Source organism: Lacibacter sp. (assembly GCF_057361365.1).
The window spans coordinates 585868-610516 of record NZ_JBMQSG010000007.1; the positions used below are offsets into that span (position 1 = coordinate 585868).

Below are 24649 nucleotides of genomic sequence, written 5' to 3' on the forward strand. Positions count from 1 at the left end.
TTACAGTTAAGGAAAGTAAACCTGCTTATTTCTTCGGCCAATAAACTATGTTTGCCGCATGATGGAAAAGAAAATTATACAAACCAACCATGCACCTGCACCTATTGGTCCATACAACCAGGCCGTCGCTGCAGGAGGTTTTTTATTTATTTCAGGACAAATATGTATTAAGCCCGATACCGGTGAAATGAACAATAGCGATATACAGGCAGAAACACACCAGGTGATGCATAATCTGAGAGCTGTTTTGCAGGAAGCTGGTATGGATTTCAGGAATGTAGTGAAGACAACCATCTTTCTTACCGACATGGCTTTGTTTAGTGAGGTGAATGAAATTTATGGTAAGTATTTCGACGGCGATTTTCCGGCGAGAGAAACCGTAGCTGTAAAAGGTTTGCCCAAAAATGTAAATGTAGAGATCAGCATGATAGCTGCAGGATAAAAAAACGGTTGATCAAAAGATCAACCGTTTTTTTAGAGCTTAATTTCTTCTTCGTGATTATCGAAGAAATGATATTCAGTAAGGTGATAAGAAGTATTTGCTTTCACCTTAATTTTTTGTTTGTATTTCCAGCTCCATCTCATGCGCTTCGAAGGGAATCCTTTGCGTAGGTATGCTTCCATAATTGGGTGCACAGCAATGGTTAACTGTTTATGCTTTTGCATCACCAGGTAGCTGATGTTCTTTTCAATTTCATCTTCCAGTATCAACGTAGCTGAAACTTTACCAGTACCGTTACAGCTTGGACAAACTTCCTGTGTGTTGATGTTCACTTCAGGTTTCATACGCTGACGGGTGATCTGCATCAATCCAAATTTCGAAATAGGAAGAATAGCATGCTTAGCCCTGTCCGCACGCATAAACTCTTCCATTGCTTCAGCTAAACGACGTTTGTTGTCGGGCAACTTCATATCAATGAAGTCAACCACGATGATGCCGCCAATATCACGCAAACGTAATTGTCGTGCAATTTCTTCGGCCGCTTCCAGGTTTGTTTGCAATGCATTTTCTTCCTGGTTAGCACTTACACTTTTGTAACCACTGTTTACATCAATTACGTGTAACGCTTCCGTATGCTCAATTATAAGATAAGCACCACTGGCAAGGTTCACTGTTTTACCAAATGATCCCTTTACCTGTTTAGTAACACCAAAGTTGTCGAAAATGGGTGAACCGTTTTGATAAAAACTGACTATCTCGGTTTTATCTGGTGCAACTTTTTGAATATAGTTACGGGCATCGTTATAAATATTTTTATCATTCACAACAATGCGGTTAAAATCAGCACTCAGCAGATCACGTAGTATGCTGGTAGTTTTATCAGTTTCACCAAGTATTTTAGATGGAGCAACTGCATTCTTTAGATTCTTTTGAATCTGTTGCCACATAGTTACGAGATTGTTGAGATCTTCGTGAAGCTCCGCAGTATTCTTTCCTTCAGCTGCAGTACGTACAATAACACCAAAGTTTTTGGTGCGAATTGATTCAACGATTTTTTGTAAACGTTTACGCTCATCGCTTGAATGGATCTTGCGAGATACAGCTACAATATCATTAAATGGAGTAAGTACAACAAAGCGACCTGGCAACGATATTTCACAACTAAGGCGTGGGCCTTTTGCTGCAATAGGTTCTTTTAAAATTTGTACAAGAATATTTGGTTTGCCGTTAAGCACTTCACCAATTTTTCCTGTTTTAATGATTTCAGCTTCTGTTTGAAACTTGCCAAAATCACTAATGCTTTCGCCTTTGTCGTTAATGGATTGTGCAGTAAACTTGAGAAGGGATCGTACATAAGGGCTTAGGTCGGTGTAATGAAGAAAGCCATCTTTCTCAAAACCAACATCCACAAATGCGGCATTCATACCAGGCACAAGTTTTTTTACTTTACCAAGGTATAAATCACCAACAGTAAAACTGGCATCGTGACTTTCCTGATGCAGCTCTACCAGCTTCTTGTCTTCTAACAATGCAATTTCCACCCCGGTTGGGGCAGAATTAATGATCAGTTCCTTATTCACTCAAAAGTCTTTTAAATTGAACTATGCTACTTCACCTGATCAGAAGGAAGGAGGCCACATAACAACAGAATGTATACAAGCAAGTAAACAAATTTTCTGCTATGGCCATAGCGAAGCAGAGTCCCGTTTAAAAGCGGGACTCCATTCAATTCAGAAGATCTTATTTGTTCTTCTTTTTATGACGGTTCTTTCTAAGACGTTTCTTACGCTTGTGCGTCGCAATTTTATGACGCTTTCTCTTTTTTCCGCAAGGCATGTTTAATACGTTTTACGTTCGTTAAAAAATATGTTTATAATAACTTTATCTGTTCTTCTATCTGTTTCATCATTTCAGGACTGCTCCTGAATTTTCCCTGTGTTTCGAGTGATCGAACTGTTTGCAAAAACAACTCGTACTTCTTTTTTGCATTTGCATTATCACCGCTGGTTTTATAAGCATCCGCCAATCGAAGGATCACTTCCAGGTTCTGTGGTTCAAGTGCAAGCACTTTTTCAAAACGTTCAATCGCTTTTGGCCATTGTCCGCTGATGGTTGAACCTACGCCCATCATATATTGAGCAAATGCATTTTGCGGATCTTTTTCCGCCACCTCACGAATCAATGCAATTCCACGCATGGGAGCCTCATTACCTGCACCTCCAAAAAAGTAAGTGCTGCCGAGACCAACTTTTGTTGAATCGTTCGTCGGGTTTAATTCAAATGCTTTTTCAAACAACTCTTTTGCTTCCTTGGCCATCCACACCTGTAACGGTTGTTCCGATACAGTTTGTAACTCCCTTAAAAACAAATGGGCTGCAAAGGTGAGGTTTTTCTCTGAATTTTCCAACTTAGCAGCCTCTGCAATGTATTTGGCATAAGGCACAAAGGCACCTATGGTATCCATCCAAAAGGCTGATAGCTTACGATAAACTTGTATTTGCTGATTTTTTACGTCGCCTCTTACTACCGAGTTTTCCCATTCAGTTACCTTTTGTAACTGCTGGGCATTTAAACGTTTCTTGGCAAGCCCCAGCATGGTCGGAAAATCGAGGGTAACTGCTTGTGTGTTAGCTCCGCCTGCTGGAGGGGTGGCTGCAGAATGATCGTGACCTGCATGATCATCTTCAACCTTTTTAGGAACTGTTCGTCCAAAAAAATACAAAAGAAAAACTGCTGTGATTGCAGCAGTTACAGAAATTATTTGTTGCCTGTTCACGCTTCAGAAATTGAAGTGCAAAGCTACAGTAAGAAAGTATTAAAAATCTTTTGTGAGCCGATTAATCTTCAGCATCCGATTCATCGCTCTGCACAGCACCGCCCTTGTAGCTTGTTTTTACTTCCTGTACAAATTCCTTTGCAGGTTTAAAGGCCGGAATGTAATGTTCAGGAATATGAACAGCCGTGTTTCGTTTGATATTACGGCCAATTTTGGCTGCTCTTTTCTTTGTAATAAAGCTCCCGAAACCACGGATATAAATATTCTGACCCGCAGAAAGGGAATCTTTCACTTCTTTGAACATTGTTTCAAGAGTAACAAGAACATCCACTTTAGGAATGCCTGTTTTTTCTGAGATTTGGTTCACAAGATCAGCTTTGCGCATGCTTAAAAATTTAAGGGTTCTGGTTATTATTGGACTAATATCCTGAATTAATTTCAAAAAATGAAACATATCGGTCAAAAAATATTTCAGAACTGGTTGATTATGAACAAAAAATGGGTGCAATTGTTAAACGTTATTGCTGTTATTTTGCAGAAACAGTGCGCATTTGCGGGGTAAAAAGGATATGGACAGTTCAAAATATTTTCGTCAAAAACTTCTTCATTGGCATCACACCCTCAATAAAAGGGAGCTTCCGTGGAAAGGGGAAAAGGATGTGTATCGCATCTGGTTGAGTGAGATTATTCTGCAGCAAACCCGTGCCGAACAAGGCTGGAAGTACTATGAACGGTTTGTAAATAAATACCCAACTGTTCAAAAGCTGGCGAAAGCTCCGTTAGAGGAAGTCTATAAATTGTGGGAAGGTCTTGGATATTATAACCGTTGCCGCAATCTTCATAGCACAGCCCAATACATTGCCCATGAATTGGGAGGAAAATTCCCCAACACTTACGAAACCATTATTGAATTTAAAGGAATTGGGCCGTATACTGCAGCCGCTATTGCTTCGTTTGGCTTTGATCTTCCTCATGCGGTGGTTGATGGAAATGTATTTAGGGTACTAAGTCGTTTTTTTGGCATCAATATCGCAATTGATAGTACAGAAGGTAAAAAGCAGTTTCAGCAACTTGCTAACCAATGCCTTGATGTGACGGTGCCGGCAGCTTATAACCAGGCCATCATGGATTTTGGTGCAACAGTTTGCAAGCCTGATCTGCCTGATTGCAATAGTTGCGTTTTAAGAACGAAATGTGTGGCTTTCGAAACAGGCAGGGTGAACGAGCTGCCGGTTAAAGAGAAAAAAAACAAGATTCGTAACAGGTGGTTCAGGTTCTATATCATTGAAAGGAGTGGAACATTTGCAGTTCAAAAACGAACAGGAAAGGATGTGTGGGGAAATTTATACGAGTTTCCCAAGGAGGAATTTAAAACAGAAAAAGAATGGAAAAAGTCTGGTAATTCATCAACAGAAAAATGGTTGAAAGATCATAAGATCAAACAATCATTTTCTCTGCTGTCAACAACAAAACCCATTAAACAGCAATTGAGTCATCAACTGATTTACGGCAACGCTGTGCTGATTCAATTAAAAGGAAATGAAATTATTTCGAAGGATTGGGAATGGAAAACACTAAGTGAATTAAAACAATTGCCCTTTCCAAAATTGTTGAATGATTTTTTAAAGGCTGGTGTTCTCGAATTATTTGCTGCGAGGTATACAACAGTAAAGCAAAAAACGTAATTTAGAAGGAGTGACAGACGGGTGAGGATGTAATTTAAACTTTCAGAAATAAAATTTATACGTATGAGAGGAGTTAACCGTGTGATGCTTATCGGCAACCTTGGAAAAGAACCTGACGTACAGGTTTTAGAAGGTAACATTGCCGTCGCCAAATTCCCATTAGCTACAACAGAAACATTTAAAGACCGCACCGGAAAACTGGTGAGCCAAACCGAATGGCATACTGTGGTTCTCTGGAGAGGACTTGCGGAGTTAGCCCAAAAATATTTGCACAAAGGCAGCTTGGTTTATATTGAAGGCCGATTGAAAACCCGGAGTTGGGAAGACAAAGAAGGTGTGAAAAAATACGCAACTGAAGTTGTGGGTGATAACCTTATCATGCTTGACAAAAGAGCTGATGGAACAGGAAAACCTGATACTCACGATCAATTAGGTGGTTATCACGGTGATGATTTACCGCCAATAGGCGAACCAAGTGCTGACCTTCCATTTTAGGAAATACCGTTGCGTTCTTTATTTTTGCCGGTACAGCGGTACATTGTTCACTTAATCTTGATGCTTTGGATTATCAGCAAGTCAACACTTCTTTTTTATTGTCGATCAAACCTGTGTTACTGGCCATTAACAGCCAGGGGTTAACATTACTGGTTATTCTTTTTTTAATACTGTTGTTTTTTTCATTTGTAGTAAGTGGTGCTGAAGTAGCATTCTTTTCGTTACGCTATAAAGATCTTAATCTTATAAAAACAAAACCCGAAGCTCCCGCAAAGCGTATTGTAAACCTGCTTGAAGAGCCAAAAGTATTGATGGCAAGTTTATTGGCGGCGAATGTTATTTTTAATTTGTGTATTGTTTTTCTCACAAACTTTTTAATTGATGAAGCACTCAACCTTCGACATAATTTGTGGTGGGTTGAGTTTATTTTAAAAGCAACAGCTATTACTGCGCTTATTCTTTTGTTTTGCGAAACGTTACCAAAAGTCTGGGCATCACAAAACAATATTTTCTTTGCCTACTTTGCCAGTTGGTGGATAGATGCAATTGTTTATCCCATTTTCAAATCTACCGGCGGTTGGCTTGCTGGTTATACCGATGGAATTGAGAAGCGAATGTCGAAGCACCAGAAATCATCCTCACTGAAATCGGAAGAACTTGATTATGCCATTGATCTCATGAGTGAAGACGAAGCCACTGTTGAAGAGAAACAAATTTTAAAAGGCATTCAAAATTTCAGCAATATTACTGTACGGCAGGTAATGCGTTCACGCCTTGATGTTAGTGGTATTGAATATAAAACCCCGTTCGGTGAAGTTGTGAAACGTGTGCAGGAGTTGCATTACAGCCGTATACCCATCTATAAAAACAACCTTGATGAAGTAGTGGGCATACTGCAAACAAAAGATTTGTTGCAACATATTAATGATGCTGATGATTTTCATTGGCAACAGCTTATGCGCACACCTTTTTTCGTTCCGGAACAAAAACTGATCGACGATCTTCTGAAAGAATTTCAGCAAAAGCGAATACACTTTGCAGTGGTAGTTGATGAATTTGGTGGCACCAGTGGTATTGTTACTATGGAAGATGTGGTGGAAGAAATTATCGGCGATATTAAAGATGAGTTTGATGATGATGAAAGTGTGAACAAAAAACTCGATGAAAATAATTACATCTTTGAAGGACGCACCATGGTGCATGATATGTGCCGCACAATGAACCTCCCGACAGATACGTTTGATAAAGTGAAAGGTGAAAGCGAATCACTGGCAGGCCTTGTATTGGAATTAGCCGAACGTTTGCCAAGAGTGGGAGATGTAATTGAAACCGGCGATTTCCAGTTTTCCGTGCAGGAAGTAAGCCGCAACCGCATCGAAAAAGTCAAAGTGACCATTAAACCCCTCGATTGATCTACATGAAAAAAATGTATTTACGTAGCTCCTACTTCGCACTTCGTACTTTTTATATTCTTGGGTTGATTAGTTTTTTTATTGCCTGCAATTCTGATCCTCGTCCAAGACCAAAAGGATATTTTCAAATTGATTTTCCAGAAAAGAAATATGTTTTGTTTGATGAACCTGGTTATCCATACACATTCGAATACCCAGCTTATGGAAAAGTATTAAAGGATAGCACCTTCTTTGAAGCAAAAGCAGAAAATCCTTATTGGGTGAATCTTGATTTCCCTGACCTGGCAGGCCGCATTCACATCAGCTATAAAGTAGTAGGGGGAGCGAATAAGTTTGATGCGTTGGTACAGGATGCGTTTAAAATGACAAGCAAACACAGTTTAAAGGCAACATCAATCGATGAAATACCCGTAAAAGGTGGAGCAGGTGTGAGCGGATTTATTTTTGATGTAGGTGGTAATGCCGCAACGGGCAAACAGTTTTTTGTAACGGATAGTACAAGACATTTTTTACGTGGAGCACTTTACTTCGACGCCACTCCTAACTACGATTCAATTAGTCCTGTAGAACAGTTTCTTTATAAGGATATGCAGCATTTGATTCAAACGCTGAAATGGAGAAACTAAACCTCATTCTCTTTCCCGACCGTATCTTTGCGGCATGATAGCAATCGATGATATCTACATCAGTGACGAAGTGGTAGAGGAACAGTTTGTATGTGATCTCAACAAGTGCAAAGGCGGCTGTTGTGTGGATGGTGATGCAGGTGCGCCGCTTACAAACGATGAACTGCAGGAAGTGATCAATGGATATGAAAAGATCAAACACCTGATAACAGCAGAAGGTCGTAAGATAGTGGAGACAGAAGGCTTTTATCATTACGACCAGGAATTTGGTTGGGTTACTCCCACCATCAGCAATGGTATGTGTGCATATGGAATGGTTGATGAAAAAGGTATTGTAAAATGTGCATTCGAACATCAGTATTATGCTGGTGAATTAAAATGGAAGAAACCAATCTCCTGTCATCTTTATCCAATTAAGATCAGCAAAAGCAAAAACACAGAGCAGCAGTATGTGAACTATGAGCCAAGAGAGCCGATGTGTAATCCCGGTTGTGTAAATGGTCAGAAATTGAAAGTGCCGGTATATGTGTTTTTGAAAGAAGCGCTCATTCGCAAATACGGCGAAGAGTTTTATGAAGTGCTCACGCAAATAGCAGAACAGTATTACGCATCAAAAGAGGCAAAGAAGTAACTTTAATCAATGAGCCAGACTGCAGATAAATTTATTGCCAAGAGTACAGTGAAAGCTGCTGATCTTGATCACAGGCGTACCATCAACTTCAACATAGGCAAGTACAATGCAAAAGTACCGGAAGGTAAATTGCAGTTTACACAAATGCTAACCGCACGTGAGCGTGCAAAGAATGTAAAGTGGCGTGCATTGGAAACACTCGATCAGCAACTCGAAGAATTTGAATCGCAGTTTTCACGCCGGGGGGGAAAAGTGATATGGGCAGAAAATGCACAACAGGCCTGCGATGAAATATTGAAAATATGCGAAGCACGCAACTGCAAAACGTTGGTGAAGAGCAAGAGTATGGTTACGGAGGAAATTCATTTGAATGATTTTCTTGGCAAGCATAATATTGAAAGTGTTGAAACAGACCTGGGCGAATATATTCAGCAACTAGACGATGAACCGCCTTATCATATTGTTACACCTGCTATGCATAAAAGCAAAGAGGACGTAGCAAAACTCTTTGCAGAAAAACTCGGTACCGATCCAAAATCAACACCTGAACAGTTAACGTTAACTGCACGAAAAATTCTCCGTGAAAAATATGTACAGGCCGAAGTTGGTGTAACAGGCGCTAATTTTATTTTGGCGGATGTTGGCGGAATTGCAGTTACAGAAAATGAAGGCAATGCAAGGTTGAGTTGTGCTTTTCCCAAAACACATATCGTTATCGTAGGCATTGAAAAAGTATTACCAAGTATGAACGATCTTGGTTTGTTCTGGCCCTTGCTTGCAACATTTGGTACTGGACAAAATGTAACAGTATACAACAGCATCGTTCTCGGTCCGAAACAGCAAGGCGAAAGAGATGGTCCTGAAGAAATGATCGTTATTCTTCTTGATAACGGAAGAACAAATGTGCTGAAGAATCCAAAGACAAGAGAGAGTTTATATTGCATCCGTTGTGGCGCATGTTTAAATGCTTGCCCGGTTTATAAAAATATTGGCGGGCATAGTTATGGAACAACTTACAGTGGCCCTATTGGTAAAGTTATTACACCACATCTCAGCGGTTTGGATGAATATAAGCATCTCAGTTATGCTTCATCGTTATGCGGCAATTGTACAGAGGTTTGCCCGGTACGGATCAATCTGCACGAATTGCTACTAGAGAACCGTTACGAAGCAGTGGAAGAAGGATATGTTTCGTTTGGTGAACGTATGGCATGGAAGGTTTGGAAGAAAGTATCGATGAGTCGTAAGCTTATGAATACCGGCAGCAGTAAAATGCGAAGCTGGGTGATCAATACATTCGTAAAGGACTGGACACGTAATCATGGCCCAATGCAATTCCCTGAAAAAAGTTTCAATCAACTTTGGCGTGAACGAAACGGGCTGTAAATTCAAACATGCTTGTTTATACTCCGCATATAACAGCCCGCATCAATTACATTATTCAACTGTTGAATGAACGTTGGCAAATAGAAGTTGCCGTAACAGATGATATAAACTTTTTTCAACAAAGCTTTGATGTTAAGCTTGTGTATGCCGAAAAATGCATAGACGAATCATCCTTCTTTCTGCAATCAACAGGTTTACTTTTGCAGCACGGTATCCGCAAACAACACTTCAATATTTTTGAATGGGAAGACGGTAAAGCGTTCTTTCAAACAACAGATGATTTTGGGTTTGACATTTTCTCTGCAATCTTCTATCTCATTTCCCGTTACGAAGAATATTTAGAATATGAACCAGATGAATACGGCCGCTATGCGCACTGGAATTCATTGGCATGGAAAGAAGGATTCTTACATCAGCCAATTATTGATGTATGGTTGATGAAGTTTGAGGCGAAGTTGAAGCAACGCTACTCACTACTCACTACTCACCATTCACCATTCAGCTTCCTCCCCACTTACGATATCGATATTGCCTGGAGTTACAAGCATAAAGGCTTGCTTAAAACAGTTGGTGCAATATTTATGCATCCATCTACAATTGCAAAGAGGATACGTGTACTGAGTGGAAATGAAGTAGATCCATACGATACATATGTATGGCTGCAACAATTGCATGAACAATATACATTGCAACCGATCTATTTTTTCTTACTGGCAGAACGTAACAGTGAGTACGATAAAAATATTTCGCCCGATAAAGCTGCATTACAGCAATTGATCCGTTCAACTGTTGCAAAGGCAACTGTAGCATTGCATCCTTCAACAGAAAGTGCAGTAAATCCAACTGCATTAAAAAAAGAAAAGGAACTATTGCAAAGGATAGTGCGTAAGCCGATCACAGAAACCCGCAATCACTATATTCAGTTTCATTTACCACATTCATACCGAACCTTAATTGCAAATGGCTTTACCGATGAACATAGCATGGGCTATGGAACGGTCAATGGTTTTCGTGCGTCTACATCGTATTCGTTTTTATGGTACGACCTGGAGAAAGAAGAAACAACTTCATTGCGTGTGCATCCCTTTGCCTACATGGAAGCAAATTCGTTTTACGAATTGCATCAATCACCCGAAGAAGCATTGGAAGAAATGAAAAAGCTTTGTGCAGAAGTACAAAAAGCAAACGGCACATTTATAACCATCTTTCATAATCACATGTTGGGAACGGAGCCGATGTTCAAAGGCTGGAGAGAGATGTATGGAAAGTTCATCGCTGATGTCATCCCGATGAAGGAAGTATCTCCTGAGCTGTAGCAGATGTTGAACAGATTCCTCGTGCCTCGGAATAACAGCGCTATTGCTCATTCTTCGAACCTTCCAGCATATGCATCAATTCTTTCATCTCTGGATCACTTAAGTAGCGCCACTTGCCAACTGCAATATTCCCCAGTTGAATGTTCATGATGCGTACACGTCGTAAACTCACCACCTCATAGTCAAACGCTTCACACATGCGCCTGATCTGGCGGTTCAATCCCTGTTTGAGAATGATGGAAAAACTTTTGCCACTTAATGTTCTCACCTTGCAGGGAAGTGTGACAGTGTTGAGAATGTGCACACCATTGCTCATTTTCGCAGCAAAGTCAGGAGTTAGTTTTTTATTGACAGTAACGATGTATTCTTTTTCGTGTTCGTTTCCGGCACGTAAAATTTTATTAACGATATCGCCATTATTGGTAAGAAAGATCAACCCTTCAGAATCTTTATCTAACCTTCCAATTGGAAAAATGCGTTTAGGATGATTGATGAAACGGATAATATTCGTACGATCCTTTTCATCTGTTGTAGAAGTAATGTTCAGCGGTTTGTTAAACGCAATAATGAATTGATCCTGCTTGGCAGTTGATTTAACCTTCAACAACTCATCATCAATATACACTTTGTCTTTTGAAGAAACCCTTGTGCCGGCGAGTGCAATATTGCCATTCACCGTTACACGTGCCTGGTCGATCAGTTTATCAGCTTCACGGCGTGAGCAATAACCTGTTGCACTGATGTATTTATTAAGGCTGATTTTGTCTTCAGACATAACGCAAATGTAAGCAGGTTTAATTGTCGAGCACTTCCCGCTGTTCTTCGGCTGTGCGTTTGAATGCTTTGTTTACAAGATAAACGCCCAGCAATGTTACTAAGCCACCGATGGTTAATGTGAGTGTGAGTTTTTCATCAAAGATCACTGCACCCAGCAGCACGGCTACAATGGGATTGATATATGCATAAATACTTGCCTGCTCAGTTGGTAAACGTTGCAGTGAATATAAATAACACACAAAAGCAATGATAGAACCAAACACAACCAGGTAACCAATTGCAAGCCATGAGGCTGTAGGTATTTCAGTGAAGGGTAAAAAGCTTTTGTCGAATGTTGACACACCGAGTAATGCAGCACCACCAATAAGCATTTGAAAACCTAAACCAAAGTATGGATTAAATTGTGCTGCATGTTTCTTGGTATAGAGCGAACCGAAAGCCCATGTCCATGTAGCAATCAGCGAAAGAAAAATACCGAAACGAAAATCAGGATTAAAGAAGTCGGCAAGGTGTTCATAAAAAATAATACATACACCACCAAAGCCAACCATCAATCCAAGCACAGCATTAGAAGGTATTTTACTTTTCGAAGAAAACAAACCGATGATCACAAGCCATAACGGGAAGATAGCACCCATGATAGCACCAAGACCAGATGAAATATATTTCAATCCCCATGTGCTAAGTCCGTTGCTCATCACAAAATTCAAAAAAGAAAGTAAGAACAAAGGCAACAGGTCTTTTGCTTTTGGCCAGCTTGCTCCTTTGATGAGGAAAAAGATCATGTAACAAATACCACCTAATAACTGACGTATACCTGCCAACTGTATAGCGGGCATATGACGCACACCTTCTTTTGAAGCGATCCATGTGGTGCCCCAAAGAACACATACGACCGCCAAAGCAAATACAGCTTTTGCCTTTGTTCCTTTTTTGTGAATGGTCAAAGGATTAAAGACTGATAAACTTTTTATAGTATCAGCAGAGTAATTAAACGCTCTATTGATGTCGAGTCTTGGCATTAATGTTTGAAATGACGCATACCTGTGATCACCATCGCCAGGTTATTTTGTTTGCAGTATTCAATTGAATCATTATCACGAATTGAACCGCCGGGCTGAATAAACGCAGCTATTCCTGCAGCATGACCTAACTGCACACAATCATTGAACGGAAAGAACGCATCACTTGCCATTACAGCGCCACTTAAATCAAAATTGAATTGTCTTGCTTTTTCAACTGACTGACGTAATGAATCGATACGGCTTGTTTGTCCGCAACCTTTACCCACCAATTGTTTATTCTTCACCAATGCAATGGCATTCGATTTTAAATGTTTGCAGATGAGGTTTGCAAAAACCAGGTCTTCTCTTTCTGCAGCAGTTGTTTCTCTACCACCTGCTTCTTTCCACTCAGTGTAATTGCCTTCATCAACACCTTGCACCAACACACCGTTGAGAATTGATTTGTATTGTTCTTTTGCTTTTGGTTGTGCTTTCAATTGCAATAAGATCCTGTTCTTTTTTGATTTCAATACTTCCAATGCATCTGCAGAAAAAGAAGGAGCGATCAATACTTCAAAGAAAATTTCACTGATAGCATCAGCAGTTGCTTTATCAATTTCACCATTGCAAACAAGCACACCACCAAATGCACTTTCATTGTCGCCTGCAAGAGCCGTATCCCAGCTATCTTTCACAGTTGCACGTTGTGCAACACCACATACGTTGGTGTGTTTGATGATGGCAAACGTAGTATCTGTAAATTCTTTGATGAGTTGCACGGCCGCATCCACATCAACTAGGTTATTATATGAAAGTTCTTTACCGTTTAGTTGTGTAAACAGTTCATCAAGGTTGCCGTGGAAACGTGCAGTCTGGTGAGGGTTCTCACCATAACGCATGATCTTTTCTTCTTTGTTGAAAGGTGTTTCAACAGCCGATTGATGGAAGTAGTTGCTGATAGCTGTATCGTAAGCAGTACACACATCAAATGCTTTGATGGCGAATGCACGACGTTGCTCATAACTTGTTTCACCATTCTGTTCACGCAAAATATTTTCCAACACAGCATATTCTTTCTTTGCTGCCAACACAACCACATCTTTGTGATTTTTTGCGCCTGCACGGATCATCGATGGGCCGCCGATATCAATTTTTTCAATGATCGCTTTTTCATCGGATGTTGAAGCAACGGTTTCTTCAAACGGGTAAAGATCAACGATCACAAGATCCATTTCAGGAATATTGTATTGCTTCATTTCAGCTAAATGCTGCTCATCATCACGCTTGCCGAGAATACCACCAAATACTGAAGGATGTAATGTTTTTACCCGTCCGCCCAAAATAGAAGGGTAGCTGGTTAAATTTTCAACAGGCACTACAGGCACGCCGAGTTTTTCAATAAACTGTTGGGTACCACCGGTAGAATAGATAGTTACATTTTGTTCGTGCAGGAGTTTCACCAATGAATCGAGTCCGTCTTTGTAAAAAACTGAAATGAGTGCCGATTGAATTTTCTTCATAACAAGGAGAAAGTTTTTGGGCCACAGAGGTGGCGTGCTGTTTTAGAAGCCGCAAAGGTAAGTTTCTAGAGGTTCATCACAAAAGCGCCCTGTTCACTTGTGCAGAAATAGTGGATGTTCAGCTTTTCGCAGTCGGCTTTCCAGTATTTGAGCTTCCATTGCGGGTTGGAGCTGTCGAACACCAGCAACTTACAGTTGATCGTTTTTAGGAGTTGGTTGAGGTAGAGTTTGGGATTTTGTGAGATAATGACCACATCGGCATTGATCTTCGTTGTTGAATCGTAACGGTAAGATTGATTGATATGAACGATGGTTTTATTGTTGATCTTCCACGTTTTGTTTTCATTGATGTTTGGCTGATGATAAGTGCGATGAGCAATGCGGGAAGGTTTCAAATGGAAGTTGCGCAGGAAACCATCTTTCAAGAGCAACGAATCACCCACAAAATAATATTGATCGCCCAGCATAAAATCAATAGCTGTGTGTTGCGACAAATTGTAAACTACGAGTTTCTGTTGTTTTGAAGTTGTGTACCGGTAATAAAACTGAACAAAGAAAAAGAAAGCGATGCAACTTGATAATAAAGTGAATGAGGTTTTGTTTTTCTGAATGAGCCAAACACCTGAAGTAGTAATAATGAGGTAAAGTAAAATAGTTTGAATGGGTGAATGTTGAATGCCGTCAATTACTGCAAATGTGAAATGATCGGCCCAAAGAATAAACTGATTCATTAGCCAAAGCATTTTTGTAATGAGCCAGCCGGTTGCATTTGCAAGTATGGTAATGGGAGAAACAATCATTAACAAGATAAGAGCATAAAGCACCAGGCTTGATAATGGCACTGCAACAAGATTCGTAATAAGAAATAATGTGGGTGCCTGGTGAAAATGATACATGCAAAGCGGCAGCGTTAGTATTTGGGCTGATAAGGTTAGTGCATTTAATTTCCAGAACCCATCGAGTAATTTATTTTGAATAGCAAACCAGTTATAGATCGGCTTCATAAACAACACAATACTCAGTACTGCTGCATACGATAACTGAAAGCCCACATCCCACAATAAAAACGGATTGAAGAGTAAAAGCACAACGGCAGATGCTGCCATGCTGTTGTAAACATTTCCTTTACGATCGAGTACTTCCGCTCCCACAATAAAGGTAAACATCAACACCGCTCTCAATACAGAAGCACTGGCGCCAGTTAATAAACTGAATAGCCAAAGCAATACGATCACAAGAACGGCCCTTACAATTTTCATACGCCTGTTGCGATTAAACTTTTTAAATAGAAACATTAGCAGCCCATAGATCAAACCGAGATGCATGCCGCTTACAGCAATGATATGTACTACGCCGGTATTGCTATAGGCTTGTACTAAATCCCGGTCAAGATCATCACGATAGCCGATGAGTAATGCTTCAGCAATGCTGGTTTCCATTTCACCTTTTACATATTTACGGATGGTTTGCAGAATATAACTCCTTGCATCGTACATCTTTTGCCAGAAGAACAATGTTTGTTGTTGCGGTAACTTTTTAAACTCATTGGATTTAACGAATAACTGATGCGTGATGCTATTGAATAATGCATAGCGTTTGTAATCGAATCCGCCGGGATTGCCTGCATTTTTAATTTCCTGCAGATGACTGCGTACAAGAATCACATCGCCATATTGCAAGGCAGGAATGATGCTATCCTTCCGAAAATAGATCATTGCCCGGCCAGTTACTTTATTCGCTTTTCTGTTATGATAAACAATATTTATTTCGGCGAGGGCTTTATATGTTTTCTCCCTTTCGCTTAATGGTTCAAGTAAACGTAGCTGCACTACATCACCATTTTTATAAAAATGCCCGGCCCATTTAGGTTGATGTGGTTTTTGTTGCAGCCATACCAGTGTAATGCCCAATGAAATGAAAATGATGTTGAAAGAAATTCCGTAAAGCCAACCGGAATAATAACGACTGCGTTCACCGCTGAACTGCAAATAAATAAAAAAGGGAAGAGCGACAACGGCTGCAATGATTGCTATATGCCAATACAATGAAAAATACCAACCAGTTAAAATGCCCGCACTTAATGGAAGCAGAATGCGAAGGAAAGGGATGTTTTTCCAAATGGGGATCATGGGTGTCAGCTGTTTTCAATAAGATAAAAACAGCTGAAGCAAAATGCAAGTACAGTGGAAGAATTTGAAGAAAGTAATCGACAGCCGTGTTGATTTTTACGACAGCTGTGAATGAGCTATTCTCCTAACAGATTTTTTAGAAAAGCGATTTGACCCAGGTGGTAGATATTATGCTGAATCAATCCATTCAACATAAAACGAAAATTGTATTCACGGTGGTCAACCTTTTCGCTTAAGAACGCATCATCTTTTGTTTGCAGTTCAGCAACAATCTGTTGGTGCAGTTGTTCAAATTCGCTCAAACCTTTTTCCCAGGTATGAATTTTAGGATCGATCATGCGCCAATCCATTTCTTCAGCTGTTTGAGGATCGTAATCCTGCTTTTTTTGCAGTCGGTTTAAGTTAAACTCTGCCCATGTAATCATGTGATAAAGTATTTCAATAGCAGCGTGAGAATTTTCAGGGTTAATATATACAACCGCAGGATGAATTTTCCGCAGCATAGGCATTACTGCTTCCCCATACCATGGCTCACCGGTTAATACCTGTTCAAGGTTAGTGATGATAGAATGTACTTCTTCATTGTTCATTGTTCTAAGGTAAGAAGAATAGCAGCTTCATACAATGCAGTATAAGTGTGCGATCCGTCTTTGCTAAAGCTACGAACGGGCAGGCACAACAGTTGAAGCCAGAGAATACAAAAGTTGGTGTCAAAAAAAAATAGCCGGCAAGACGGGAAGGCAATAAAATATTCTTTCCGTCTTCCCGGCAAACAAATGGTCTGACGTCTTAAGGGCCGTGCCGACCAATAAAAAACTCCGCATGTGCGGAGTTTGAAATTTATTTACTGAGATACATACTTCTGTCTTTGTACAACTGACGGAAGTAAGGATCACGCAGATTTTTAATAAAGCGGATGGCCTCACCTGTGCTCTTCATTTCAGGACCGAGCTCTTTATTTACATTCGGGAATTTGTTGAAGCTGAACACGGGTTCTTTAATAGCATAACCAGTGAGCTTTTTGTCGTACGTAAAATCGGTGAGCTTATTTACACCCATCATTACTTTAGTTGCAATGTTGAGGTAAGGAATTTGGTAAGCCTTTGCAATAAATGGCGTGGTGCGGCTCGCACGTGGGTTGGCTTCAATTACAAACACTTTACCATCTTTAATGGCAAACTGGATGTTGATGAGACCTTGTATTTTCAGCGACTTTGCAATCTTCTTTGCATATTCTTCCATGGTTGCAACAACTAATGGAGTGAGGTTGAACTCTGGAAGTACAGCATGACTATCACCACTATGAATACCTGCAGGTTCAATATGCTCCATTACACCCATTACGTGGAAATTTTCACCATCGTAGATAGCATCAATCTCAGCTTCCTGGCAACGATCAAGGAAATGATCGATGAGGATTTTGTTGCCTGGTAAATGTTTGATGAGACTCAATACCGCACTTTCCAGTTCGGTTTCGTTGATGACGATACGCATCCTTTGTCCACCCAATACATAGCTGGGACGAACGAGCACGGGATAACCAACTTCTTTTGCTACTTCTATAGCATCATCGGTGGTGTAAGCAGTGCCATATTTTGGATAAGGAATTTCCAATTCTTTCAACAAGTCGCTGAAACGGCCACGATCTTCGGCAATATCCATGCTGTCGAATGAAGAACCGATGATTCGGATGCCTTTTTCGTGGAGGCGTTTTGCAAGTTTAAGGGCAGTTTGTCCGCCCAACTGAACGATGACACCGTAAGGTTGTTCCAGCTCAATAATTTCCCAGAGATGTTCCCAGTTAACCGGTTCGAAGTACAGCTTATCGGCCATGTCGAAGTCGGTACTAACGGTTTCGGGGTTACAGTTCACCATGATTGCCTCGTAGCCACATTCTTTGATGGCGAGGAGACCATGCACACAGCAGTAGTCGAATTCAATACCTTGACCAATCCGGTTGGGGCCACTACCGAGAACAATAATTTTTTTACGCTGAGATGGAATGGATTCGTTGTGAAGGATCGTATTTGCCATTGCGGTGCAAATGTACGGGTACGGGAAAAATTTTGAGGGATTTTTTCAGCCAAATTTTGGTTGATTTTGCTAACGGTTATGAGTTGTAAAAGGTCAATATGCTCACTTTACTCTGTACAGGCTTATTCCGTGGTTGCTGGAAACTACCTCTGGTTGAATAAATGACGTGAGATGAGGAAGTACCCAAGCTGTTGCTGGAGTGAGAAGGATATAATCGGGCTTAAACCGGTTAATAAGGTTAGCCCGATCGGTTTCTGTAGCGTTTACAGAAAAGAAATGTTGCACCAGTTTTTTACGTTCATCAGCATCTGCTACCCAATAAACAGGATAAACTGCTGCCACCACTCTGCCGCCCATTGCAGGCACAAACAAACTGGTAGGTATATCTGTAAGCACAACAGATGTTTTTTTATTAAAGACGGGTTCCAGAAAAGATAAGAGTTGAGCTTTAACGGGGTGACTGGCTTTCTGAAATTGATCGGCATCAGAAATTACTGCAACTTCTGATGCAAAGAGATATTTAAAAGTAGCTTTGGTTTGCAAGATATAAGGGCCAGCAAGAAAAACCATTAAAGCAAACCAAAATGCCTTTGATTGTCTGATGTTTATCAGATTTTTTACGATAAATAAATGACAGAAAATAAAAATGAAGGCAATCATACGCCCCATCCCATACGCTTTGGTGAAATAGCCAATGGCAAAAAGAGCAAGCAAAATTGAAACGCTGGTGAGCCATGGCCATTCTTTTTTTAAAGTTGTGGATGCGTTGAAGAAAACCAAAACAGGTAATAAAATCAATGGGAATATTTGTCTCATGAGGGATTGATAAAGAATAACACTATCAATATGAAATTGATTTCCCCCCTCAACATATTTAAACAGGGCAAAAACGGGGTAATAAGGCCAAAGTCCTGCGAGCATCGTGGAAAGTATTACTGCTGCAAACAGCAATATTGTTTTTCTAAAGATTTGTTGGCTGGTAAGTTTATCTTGAGCTAGAGCAGTATTGTAAATGTAAAGCTGCAATGATGCTGCAAATACAAATGTTAAAGGATGGCAAAGTAATGTGAGCGAAAGAAGCAGGATTAATGTTACAGATAAAGCTGCTTGCCTTTGTATGTTAGATGTGTTTACAAGTAAATGCTTTGTAACAGCTGCTGCAAACACCGAACAGATAAACGCAAATGTGGATGGGTAGGACAACGTAAGAACTAAAGACCGGATATGCAGATACGAACTATAAAGCGGTGCCTTCGGTCCCCAGAAAAAAAGGATTAGCAACAGAAACAAGAAAAATGCTTTTGAACGTTTTCTATTTTTATCTAGAGACAAAGTGGGGAGAATGTAAAGTGCGAAAAGCAGCAGCATAAGATTAACAATCATGGCAATGTTCAATGCTGTGCCAATTGCAATGCCGGTTGCAGAAATTGCAGCTCCTAGTACAACTAAATAAGGAGAGAAGAAAGCATGTGGAGCGTCAACTTTTAATACCGGATGGGAAGGATGTTGTAAATGGAGCGATAATTCACGAACAACTGCTTTATGTTCCCAGTAATCACCCGTCCATGGAGCTTGTTCAATTAACAATAGCTGAAGCAACACTAATAAAAAACAACAGATGATTGATGCAATGAACCATAGATCATAATGTTGTTTTTGTTTCATAGTAAATTATAGCTGTTGAAGAACAGGCAGCATTCGCTCAATCATTGCAGCAGCAATCTTTTTGCTAAAAGAGGGAGAGTAATGCAATGCATCAGCAAACGGATAACCTGTTTCTTCTTTTAACATGTGTCCAAGAAAATAAAACCCGGAAGTTTTTGTTGATTTTTTCTCCAGTTCAGGATAAATAAGTTGAAACTGTGGCCTGTCAATCTTATCGCAAACCGGATCTTTTCCAGCGCCGGCATACTCAAAAAAAGGAACCGGTTGCAAAAAAAACAAGGTTTGTACATTGTAAGCTTTTGAAATACTGCGAATGTGCCCTTGATTTTCTAAATAGTTTTTCGTAAGCTTTGCACTCAAAAGAGATATCGAATCTTTAGATGGCAAACGGAAACTGTATTGAAAAGATCGTTCTAATTCTTGTGCATGGTTTACGGGAGCCGAACCATTAAAAATAGTTTGAAAGTAATGGTTTAACATCGGCTGATTATATGAGGCCTCATTGATGGAAAGAAAATCATTTAATCCATCAAAAAAAACTGCAAGCTTAGGTGTTTTGCCTTGTTGCAGCAATTGTAAGAAAAGCATCAGTTCCTGGTAGCTGAAATAAGTAGGTACTCCGTAATTAACAACATGTATGTTTTTTTTAATTCCTTTTTCTTTACAAAGAGTTGCGAAGTAAGATGGAATTGTTTCATCATCTGCAGAATGTACTCCAAATAAGGTAGAGCCTCCAAAAAAGTAAATAGTTATAGCAGAATCACCGCTTGCTTTTGAAAATTCAGGAACTGATTTTCTTACAAACTGAGACACGTTCACATACTTGCCTTTTATATCTACCGATTTGTACATCACCCATGCTGCATATTCAAAGGTTAATGCTTGTTTTGTTTCATGTATAAGCGTTTGTACCATCTGGGTGTCAGCGCCTCGCCTTATAAGTAATTGATGCGAATCAATGTTAGGAGTAGATACCGGTGTTGCAAATTTGCTTTGTATTTTTTTAATCAATGCAACTGTTGCAGATAAATATTTACCGTTTTTTTGGTAATAGGCAATGCTCGCAAATGATTCAATCAGGAACAATACAATTATAAACAGGATTAGCAGGTAAATAAATTTTCTGTAAAAAGAACGAGGATTTGTGTTTGTCAATTTAAAAGCTTTTAGGAATTATTCCTTTACCAAGGATTTTGCAAATCGGCTGCCCTGTAATTTTGGTTTCTGTTTTGAAAATACGAATTAACCTTGTTTTTATCCTGTATTGTTTTTTTACCAAAGAGTTTACGCAAAAAAGCAATAGGAGTAAGAATGATAAAGAAAATTATAAAAAGCAGAACTCTGCTATTTATATAACCGAGCACTTTTGCTAACTGCATCCAAACGATATGTGTAAAATCGCCAACCGGACCAATGATGAAACCAATAACGCAAACGCCTATTGGTGTTAGCATCCAGGCTCGTTTGAAAAGCAAATAGAAAATGGCAAAGCCGATGGCTATTACCAGCAGTGAAGTATGTTTAGCCTTCCACTTCATTAAAACAACGAATAAATAAAAGGTGCAACGGCAGAACTGCCGCCGAAAATAAGTAACACGCCAAGTAATAGCATCACTATAATAATTGGGGCTAACCACCATTTCTTACGCTCTTTCAAAAAGTCCCACATGTCTTTTAAAAATTCGATCATAATCAGTTTATTAACAGGCTATCTACTTTTTGTATCAATTTATTTGCAATCGCTTCATTCATAACCGGTGAGTAATGAACCCGGTCAATAAACGGAAACGCCACCGGTTTCTTCAACATATCTGCAAGGTATAAACTGTTATCCATTCTTTCGTATAATGACTTAATAGCAGGATTCAGGAATTGATAAACGGGAAATGAATCTTTATCGCAGACTGGATCATTTTTTTGATTTGAGTAACTGTAATACGGTACAGGTTGCCATACAAAAAGTGAGCTGAATCCATACGCTTTGCCGCTTTGTTCAATTCCTTTAATTGTAAGAATGTAATTATTAAAAAGTTTATCGGCAATATCATTCTTTGAAGGCAACCCAAATTGCTGGTAGTATTTTTCCATCGAGTCTTTCATGTTTTTTCCCCTTGCAATGGGAAAGTTGCCCTTAAAGTATTCCCGCATGTAACCCGTGTATAGGGGCTCTCGAAATAATGGTGTTGGTGATGAAATCACATCATTAAGTCCATCAAAAAAAATAACCAGATTTGGTGCTTGTCCGTATATTAACCGATCTTGTAAAAGTTTCATTTCCTGAAAGCTGATATATGATCTTACTCCGTAATTAACTACTTCTAAGCTTTTTTTGTATTTGCCGGCACTGCGGTATAGCTGAGCAAATTTTGAAGGAATTGTTTCCTCGTCTGCAACATTAAATCCCCACATGGTAGAACCGCCGAAAAACCAAATGCGAAATGTATCTGTTCCATTTGATACTAACGACGGAATACTTTTCCTTACAAAACCTTTTGTATTTACATATTTTGATATAATGTCTGTGTTGCGGAATTGAAGCCAGGGATCAAATTCAAATGAATTGGCAGCTGCCATTTCCTGAACAATCTGTTTACTTAATTCATCTGCATTTCCATTACGAACCAATTGTTGATTATGGTATTGTACATCAGCTTCCTGCCTGCTGAGTTTGGGGTTGATGAATCGGCTTTTTACACTTATAACAAAATCAGTAACAGCAAGTTTGTTGTTGCCATATTTATAATGAAATGCAACACTTAAAACTGCTTCAGCTATAAGAAAACAAAAGAGGCACAATGCCGAATAATACAACAACCTCTTAAAAATTGGCGGGTTCTTTTTCATTTAAATGGTTTGCTTAATCATTTGTCAATGTTTTCTTCCAATCATCTTTTTCTTTCCATTCCGGTTGATCTTGTTTGCTGAACAGGAAGTTTTCAATCACAAGATAATCCATTTCGGTGCGCATGAAACATTGATAGGCTTCCTGCGGCGTGCAAACAACAGGCTCGCCACGAACGTTGAAACTGGTGTTGATCAACACTGCACAACCTGTTTGTTGTTTGAATGCACTGATGAGTGAATGAAACGCAGGATTCGTTTCCTGATGCACCGTTTGCACACGGGCCGAATAATCAATATGTGTAATGGCAGGTAAACTGCTGCGTTGGAAATACAATTTCTCTGTTAAGCTTAACTTATGATAATTTTCAGGAACAGCTAGTTGTAATTCTTTTTTAACCGGCTGCACTAGTAACATGTAAGGCGATGTTGTATTCAACTCAAAATAATCCTGTACATCTTCTGCAAGCACTGCAGGAGCGAACGGACGAAAACCTTCTCTGTATTTTATTTTGAGGTTGAGCTTCTTCTGCATTTCCGGGTTGCGAGGATCGGCAATGATACTTCTATTGCCCAACGCACGTGGACCAAACTCCATTCGTCCCTGGAACCAACCAATGACGTTTCCATTGCGGATATGTGTGGCAACAATTTTATTTAATTCATCTCTGTTGCTGAATGTTGTTGCCACAGCTTTATATTGATGAATAACAGTTTCAATTGCATCAGCAGAAAAAGAGGGCCCTAGATAAGAACCTTTCATCGTATCTATTGATGTTGCAATGCTTCGTTCTTTTTCGAAATAAATATAATGCACTGCTAATGCCCCACCAACTGCGCCCCCTGCATCACCACTCGCAGGTTGAATAAAAATGTTTTCAAATAATCCAGCATTTTGAAGTTTACCATTTGCTACACAGTTCAACGCCACACCACCCGATAAACAAATATTCTTCGCACCCGTAATTGCTTTTGCATGTGCTGCCAGTTTTACCACAATTTCTCCTGTTACCTGTTGAATAGCGAGTGCAAGATTACAATGTTGCTGTGTTAATTTTTCTTCTTCTCCTCTCCGTTTGAAACCAAACAGTATTTCAAACCTCTTATCCTTCACCATACGCAGGCCAACAGCATAATTAAAATACTGCTGATCTAAATACACCGAACCATCATCATAAATTTTTACCAGCTTTTCTTTAATGATGGAAGCAAACTGTTTTGTTTGTTCTGCATCGGGATCGCCATAAGGAGCGAGCCCCATCAACTTATATTCACCACTGTTTACTTTAAAACCCAAGTAATACGTAAATGCAGAATATAACAAACCAACAGAGTGGGGGAAGTTGAGTTGTTTTAGAATTTCAATATTCTTTCCATTGCCTTTGCAAATGGTTGTGGTAGCCCATTCGCCTACACCATCAATAGTTAAAATAGCGGCTTCTTCAAATGCTGATGGATAAAATGCAGATGCTGCATGACTAAGATGATGCTCAGGAAATAGCAGTTTCAACTTTTTTTTATCGTAGAGTTGAATTTTCTTTAACTCATCACGAATCTTCTTTTTCAAAAAAAGTTTTTCATTCAACCAAACAGGCATGGCCATTAAAAAAGAAGCAAAACCTTTTGGCGCAAAAGTATAGTATGTTTCAAGCAATCGTTCAAACTTCAACAGCGGCTTGTCATAGAAAACAACTGCTGCTAGCTGATCAATGGTTACACCAGCTTCTCTTAAACAATAATCAACTGATTTTGAAGGAAAGCCGGCATCATGTTTCTTTCGGCTGAAACGCTCTTCCTGTACAGCGGCAATGATCTCACCATCTTTCAGGATAGCAGCAGCGGAATCATGATAAAAAGCTGAGATGCCGAGAATGTACATGTGTGCAAAATAAGCGATTATAAAAACACGG

General features: G+C 39.6%; 23 protein-coding genes. 8 read left to right on the forward strand and 15 right to left on the reverse strand.

Annotation, left to right across the window (positions count from 1 at the left end; all coding sequences use genetic code 11):
• Positions 1 to 58 precede the first annotated feature (58 nt).
• Positions 59 to 442, forward strand: coding sequence for a RidA family protein (locus ACO1QW_RS07270; protein ID WP_486257092.1), 384 nt, complete (start codon positions 59 to 61; stop codon positions 440 to 442).
• A gap of 32 nt (positions 443 to 474) precedes the next feature.
• On the opposite strand, the gene ACO1QW_RS07275 is transcribed toward ACO1QW_RS07270, so the two are convergent.
• The 3 genes from ACO1QW_RS07275 to ACO1QW_RS07285 form a co-directional block, all read right to left on the reverse strand.
• Positions 475 to 2022 carry an Rne/Rng family ribonuclease gene (locus tag ACO1QW_RS07275; protein ID WP_486257093.1) on the reverse strand — a complete coding sequence of 516 codons (1548 nt, stop codon included), beginning with the start codon at positions 2020 to 2022 and terminating at the stop codon, positions 475 to 477.
• Positions 2023 to 2312: 290 nt separating this feature from the next.
• Positions 2313 to 3218, reverse strand: coding sequence for a tetratricopeptide repeat protein (locus ACO1QW_RS07280; RefSeq protein ID WP_486257096.1), 906 nt, complete (start codon positions 3216 to 3218; stop codon positions 2313 to 2315).
• Between the two features lie 61 nt (positions 3219 to 3279).
• A complete protein-coding gene (locus tag ACO1QW_RS07285; protein WP_486257097.1) occupies positions 3280 to 3603 on the reverse strand; it encodes an HU family DNA-binding protein in 324 nt (107 codons plus the stop codon).
• A 184-nt stretch (positions 3604 to 3787) separates the two neighbouring features.
• Here ACO1QW_RS07285 and mutY point away from each other — a divergent pair, with 184 nt between their 5' ends.
• From mutY to ACO1QW_RS07320, 7 genes are all read left to right on the forward strand, one after another.
• Positions 3788 to 4903, forward strand: coding sequence for an A/G-specific adenine glycosylase (gene mutY, locus ACO1QW_RS07290; RefSeq protein WP_486257099.1), 1116 nt, complete (start codon positions 3788 to 3790; stop codon positions 4901 to 4903).
• A 63-nt stretch (positions 4904 to 4966) separates the two neighbouring features.
• Positions 4967 to 5398, forward strand: coding sequence for a single-stranded DNA-binding protein (locus ACO1QW_RS07295; protein ID WP_486257100.1), 432 nt, complete (start codon positions 4967 to 4969; stop codon positions 5396 to 5398).
• A gap of 65 nt (positions 5399 to 5463) precedes the next feature.
• Positions 5464 to 6810, forward strand: coding sequence for a gliding motility-associated protein GldE (gene gldE / locus ACO1QW_RS07300; protein ID WP_486257103.1), 1347 nt, complete (start codon positions 5464 to 5466; stop codon positions 6808 to 6810).
• A gap of 5 nt (positions 6811 to 6815) precedes the next feature.
• Positions 6816 to 7436: a gliding motility lipoprotein GldD gene (gldD, locus tag ACO1QW_RS07305; RefSeq protein ID WP_486257105.1), complete on the forward strand. Its 621-nt coding sequence runs from the start codon at positions 6816 to 6818 to the stop codon at positions 7434 to 7436.
• Positions 7437 to 7470: 34 nt separating this feature from the next.
• Positions 7471 to 8067: a DUF3109 family protein gene (locus tag ACO1QW_RS07310; RefSeq protein ID WP_486257107.1), complete on the forward strand. Its 597-nt coding sequence runs from the start codon at positions 7471 to 7473 to the stop codon at positions 8065 to 8067.
• Positions 8068 to 8076: 9 nt separating this feature from the next.
• Positions 8077 to 9453: a LutB/LldF family L-lactate oxidation iron-sulfur protein gene (locus ACO1QW_RS07315; protein ID WP_486257109.1), complete on the forward strand. Its 1377-nt coding sequence runs from the start codon at positions 8077 to 8079 to the stop codon at positions 9451 to 9453.
• A gap of 8 nt (positions 9454 to 9461) precedes the next feature.
• On the forward strand, positions 9462 to 10769 hold the full coding sequence (locus ACO1QW_RS07320) for a polysaccharide deacetylase family protein (protein WP_486257111.1): 1308 nt from the start codon (positions 9462 to 9464) through the stop codon (positions 10767 to 10769).
• 40 nt (positions 10770 to 10809) lie between these two features.
• Here the strand turns inward: ACO1QW_RS07320 and ACO1QW_RS07325 are convergent, their stop codons facing one another.
• The 12 genes from ACO1QW_RS07325 to ACO1QW_RS07380 form a co-directional block, all read right to left on the reverse strand.
• A complete protein-coding gene (locus tag ACO1QW_RS07325; RefSeq protein ID WP_486257113.1) occupies positions 10810 to 11544 on the reverse strand; it encodes a pseudouridine synthase in 735 nt (244 codons plus the stop codon).
• Between the two features lie 19 nt (positions 11545 to 11563).
• On the reverse strand, positions 11564 to 12568 hold the full coding sequence (locus ACO1QW_RS07330; protein WP_486257115.1) for a DMT family transporter: 1005 nt from the start codon (positions 12566 to 12568) through the stop codon (positions 11564 to 11566).
• A complete protein-coding gene (gene purH, locus ACO1QW_RS07335) occupies positions 12568 to 14070 on the reverse strand; it encodes a bifunctional phosphoribosylaminoimidazolecarboxamide formyltransferase/IMP cyclohydrolase (protein WP_486257116.1) in 1503 nt (500 codons plus the stop codon). The genes ACO1QW_RS07330 and purH overlap by 1 nt, the downstream gene beginning before the upstream one ends.
• Before the next feature lie 65 nt (positions 14071 to 14135).
• Positions 14136 to 16199, reverse strand: coding sequence for a ComEC/Rec2 family competence protein (locus ACO1QW_RS07340; RefSeq protein ID WP_486257118.1), 2064 nt, complete (start codon positions 16197 to 16199; stop codon positions 14136 to 14138).
• 116 nt (positions 16200 to 16315) lie between these two features.
• On the reverse strand, positions 16316 to 16789 hold the full coding sequence (locus tag ACO1QW_RS07345; RefSeq protein WP_486257119.1) for a DinB family protein: 474 nt from the start codon (positions 16787 to 16789) through the stop codon (positions 16316 to 16318).
• A gap of 250 nt (positions 16790 to 17039) precedes the next feature.
• Complete coding sequence (locus ACO1QW_RS07350; protein WP_486257120.1) at positions 17040 to 18233, reverse strand: carbamoyl phosphate synthase preATP-grasp domain-containing protein; 1194 nt, start codon at positions 18231 to 18233, stop codon at positions 17040 to 17042.
• 102 nt (positions 18234 to 18335) lie between these two features.
• A complete protein-coding gene (locus ACO1QW_RS07355) occupies positions 18336 to 19898 on the reverse strand; it encodes a hypothetical protein (RefSeq protein WP_486257122.1) in 1563 nt (520 codons plus the stop codon).
• Between the two features lie 6 nt (positions 19899 to 19904).
• A complete protein-coding gene (locus ACO1QW_RS07360; RefSeq protein ID WP_486257124.1) occupies positions 19905 to 21053 on the reverse strand; it encodes an SGNH/GDSL hydrolase family protein in 1149 nt (382 codons plus the stop codon).
• Between the two features lie 26 nt (positions 21054 to 21079).
• Positions 21080 to 21436 carry an SxtJ family membrane protein gene (locus ACO1QW_RS07365; RefSeq protein WP_486257126.1) on the reverse strand — a complete coding sequence of 119 codons (357 nt, stop codon included), beginning with the start codon at positions 21434 to 21436 and terminating at the stop codon, positions 21080 to 21082.
• Positions 21436 to 21588, reverse strand: coding sequence for a DUF5989 family protein (locus ACO1QW_RS07370; protein WP_486257127.1), 153 nt, complete (start codon positions 21586 to 21588; stop codon positions 21436 to 21438). The genes ACO1QW_RS07365 and ACO1QW_RS07370 overlap by 1 nt, the downstream gene beginning before the upstream one ends.
• Before the next feature lie 2 nt (positions 21589 to 21590).
• Positions 21591 to 22742, reverse strand: coding sequence for an SGNH/GDSL hydrolase family protein (locus ACO1QW_RS07375; RefSeq protein ID WP_486257129.1), 1152 nt, complete (start codon positions 22740 to 22742; stop codon positions 21591 to 21593).
• A 13-nt stretch (positions 22743 to 22755) separates the two neighbouring features.
• Positions 22756 to 24618 (reverse strand): carbamoyltransferase family protein, encoded by a 1863-nt coding sequence (locus tag ACO1QW_RS07380; RefSeq protein ID WP_486257131.1) that lies wholly within the window; start codon positions 24616 to 24618, stop codon positions 22756 to 22758.
• Positions 24619 to 24649 lie beyond the last annotated feature (31 nt).

Coding starts and splice junctions, on each gene's coding strand:
- ACO1QW_RS07270 (WP_486257092.1), top strand. CDS start 59: ATGATGGAAAAGAAAATTATACAAACCAACCATGCACCTGCACCTATT.
- ACO1QW_RS07325 (WP_486257113.1), bottom strand. CDS start 11,544: ATGTCTGAAGACAAAATCAGCCTTAATAAATACATCAGTGCAACAGGT.
- ACO1QW_RS07285 (WP_486257097.1), bottom strand. CDS start 3,603: ATGCGCAAAGCTGATCTTGTGAACCAAATCTCAGAAAAAACAGGCATT.
- gldD (WP_486257105.1), top strand. CDS start 6,816: ATGAAAAAAATGTATTTACGTAGCTCCTACTTCGCACTTCGTACTTTT.
- ACO1QW_RS07350 (WP_486257120.1), bottom strand. CDS start 18,233: ATGGCAAATACGATCCTTCACAACGAATCCATTCCATCTCAGCGTAAA.
- ACO1QW_RS07375 (WP_486257129.1), bottom strand. CDS start 22,742: ATGAAAAAGAACCCGCCAATTTTTAAGAGGTTGTTGTATTATTCGGCA.
- ACO1QW_RS07330 (WP_486257115.1), bottom strand. CDS start 12,568: ATGCCAAGACTCGACATCAATAGAGCGTTTAATTACTCTGCTGATACT.
- purH (WP_486257116.1), bottom strand. CDS start 14,070: ATGAAGAAAATTCAATCGGCACTCATTTCAGTTTTTTACAAAGACGGA.
- ACO1QW_RS07340 (WP_486257118.1), bottom strand. CDS start 16,199: ATGATCCCCATTTGGAAAAACATCCCTTTCCTTCGCATTCTGCTTCCA.
- ACO1QW_RS07320 (WP_486257111.1), top strand. CDS start 9,462: ATGCTTGTTTATACTCCGCATATAACAGCCCGCATCAATTACATTATT.
- ACO1QW_RS07310 (WP_486257107.1), top strand. CDS start 7,471: ATGATAGCAATCGATGATATCTACATCAGTGACGAAGTGGTAGAGGAA.
- ACO1QW_RS07370 (WP_486257127.1), bottom strand. CDS start 21,588: ATGATCGAATTTTTAAAAGACATGTGGGACTTTTTGAAAGAGCGTAAG.
- ACO1QW_RS07315 (WP_486257109.1), top strand. CDS start 8,077: ATGAGCCAGACTGCAGATAAATTTATTGCCAAGAGTACAGTGAAAGCT.
- ACO1QW_RS07365 (WP_486257126.1), bottom strand. CDS start 21,436: ATGAAGTGGAAGGCTAAACATACTTCACTGCTGGTAATAGCCATCGGC.
- ACO1QW_RS07295 (WP_486257100.1), top strand. CDS start 4,967: ATGAGAGGAGTTAACCGTGTGATGCTTATCGGCAACCTTGGAAAAGAA.
- ACO1QW_RS07355 (WP_486257122.1), bottom strand. CDS start 19,898: ATGAAACAAAAACAACATTATGATCTATGGTTCATTGCATCAATCATC.
- ACO1QW_RS07345 (WP_486257119.1), bottom strand. CDS start 16,789: ATGAACAATGAAGAAGTACATTCTATCATCACTAACCTTGAACAGGTA.
- ACO1QW_RS07380 (WP_486257131.1), bottom strand. CDS start 24,618: ATGTACATTCTCGGCATCTCAGCTTTTTATCATGATTCCGCTGCTGCT.
- mutY (WP_486257099.1), top strand. CDS start 3,788: ATGGACAGTTCAAAATATTTTCGTCAAAAACTTCTTCATTGGCATCAC.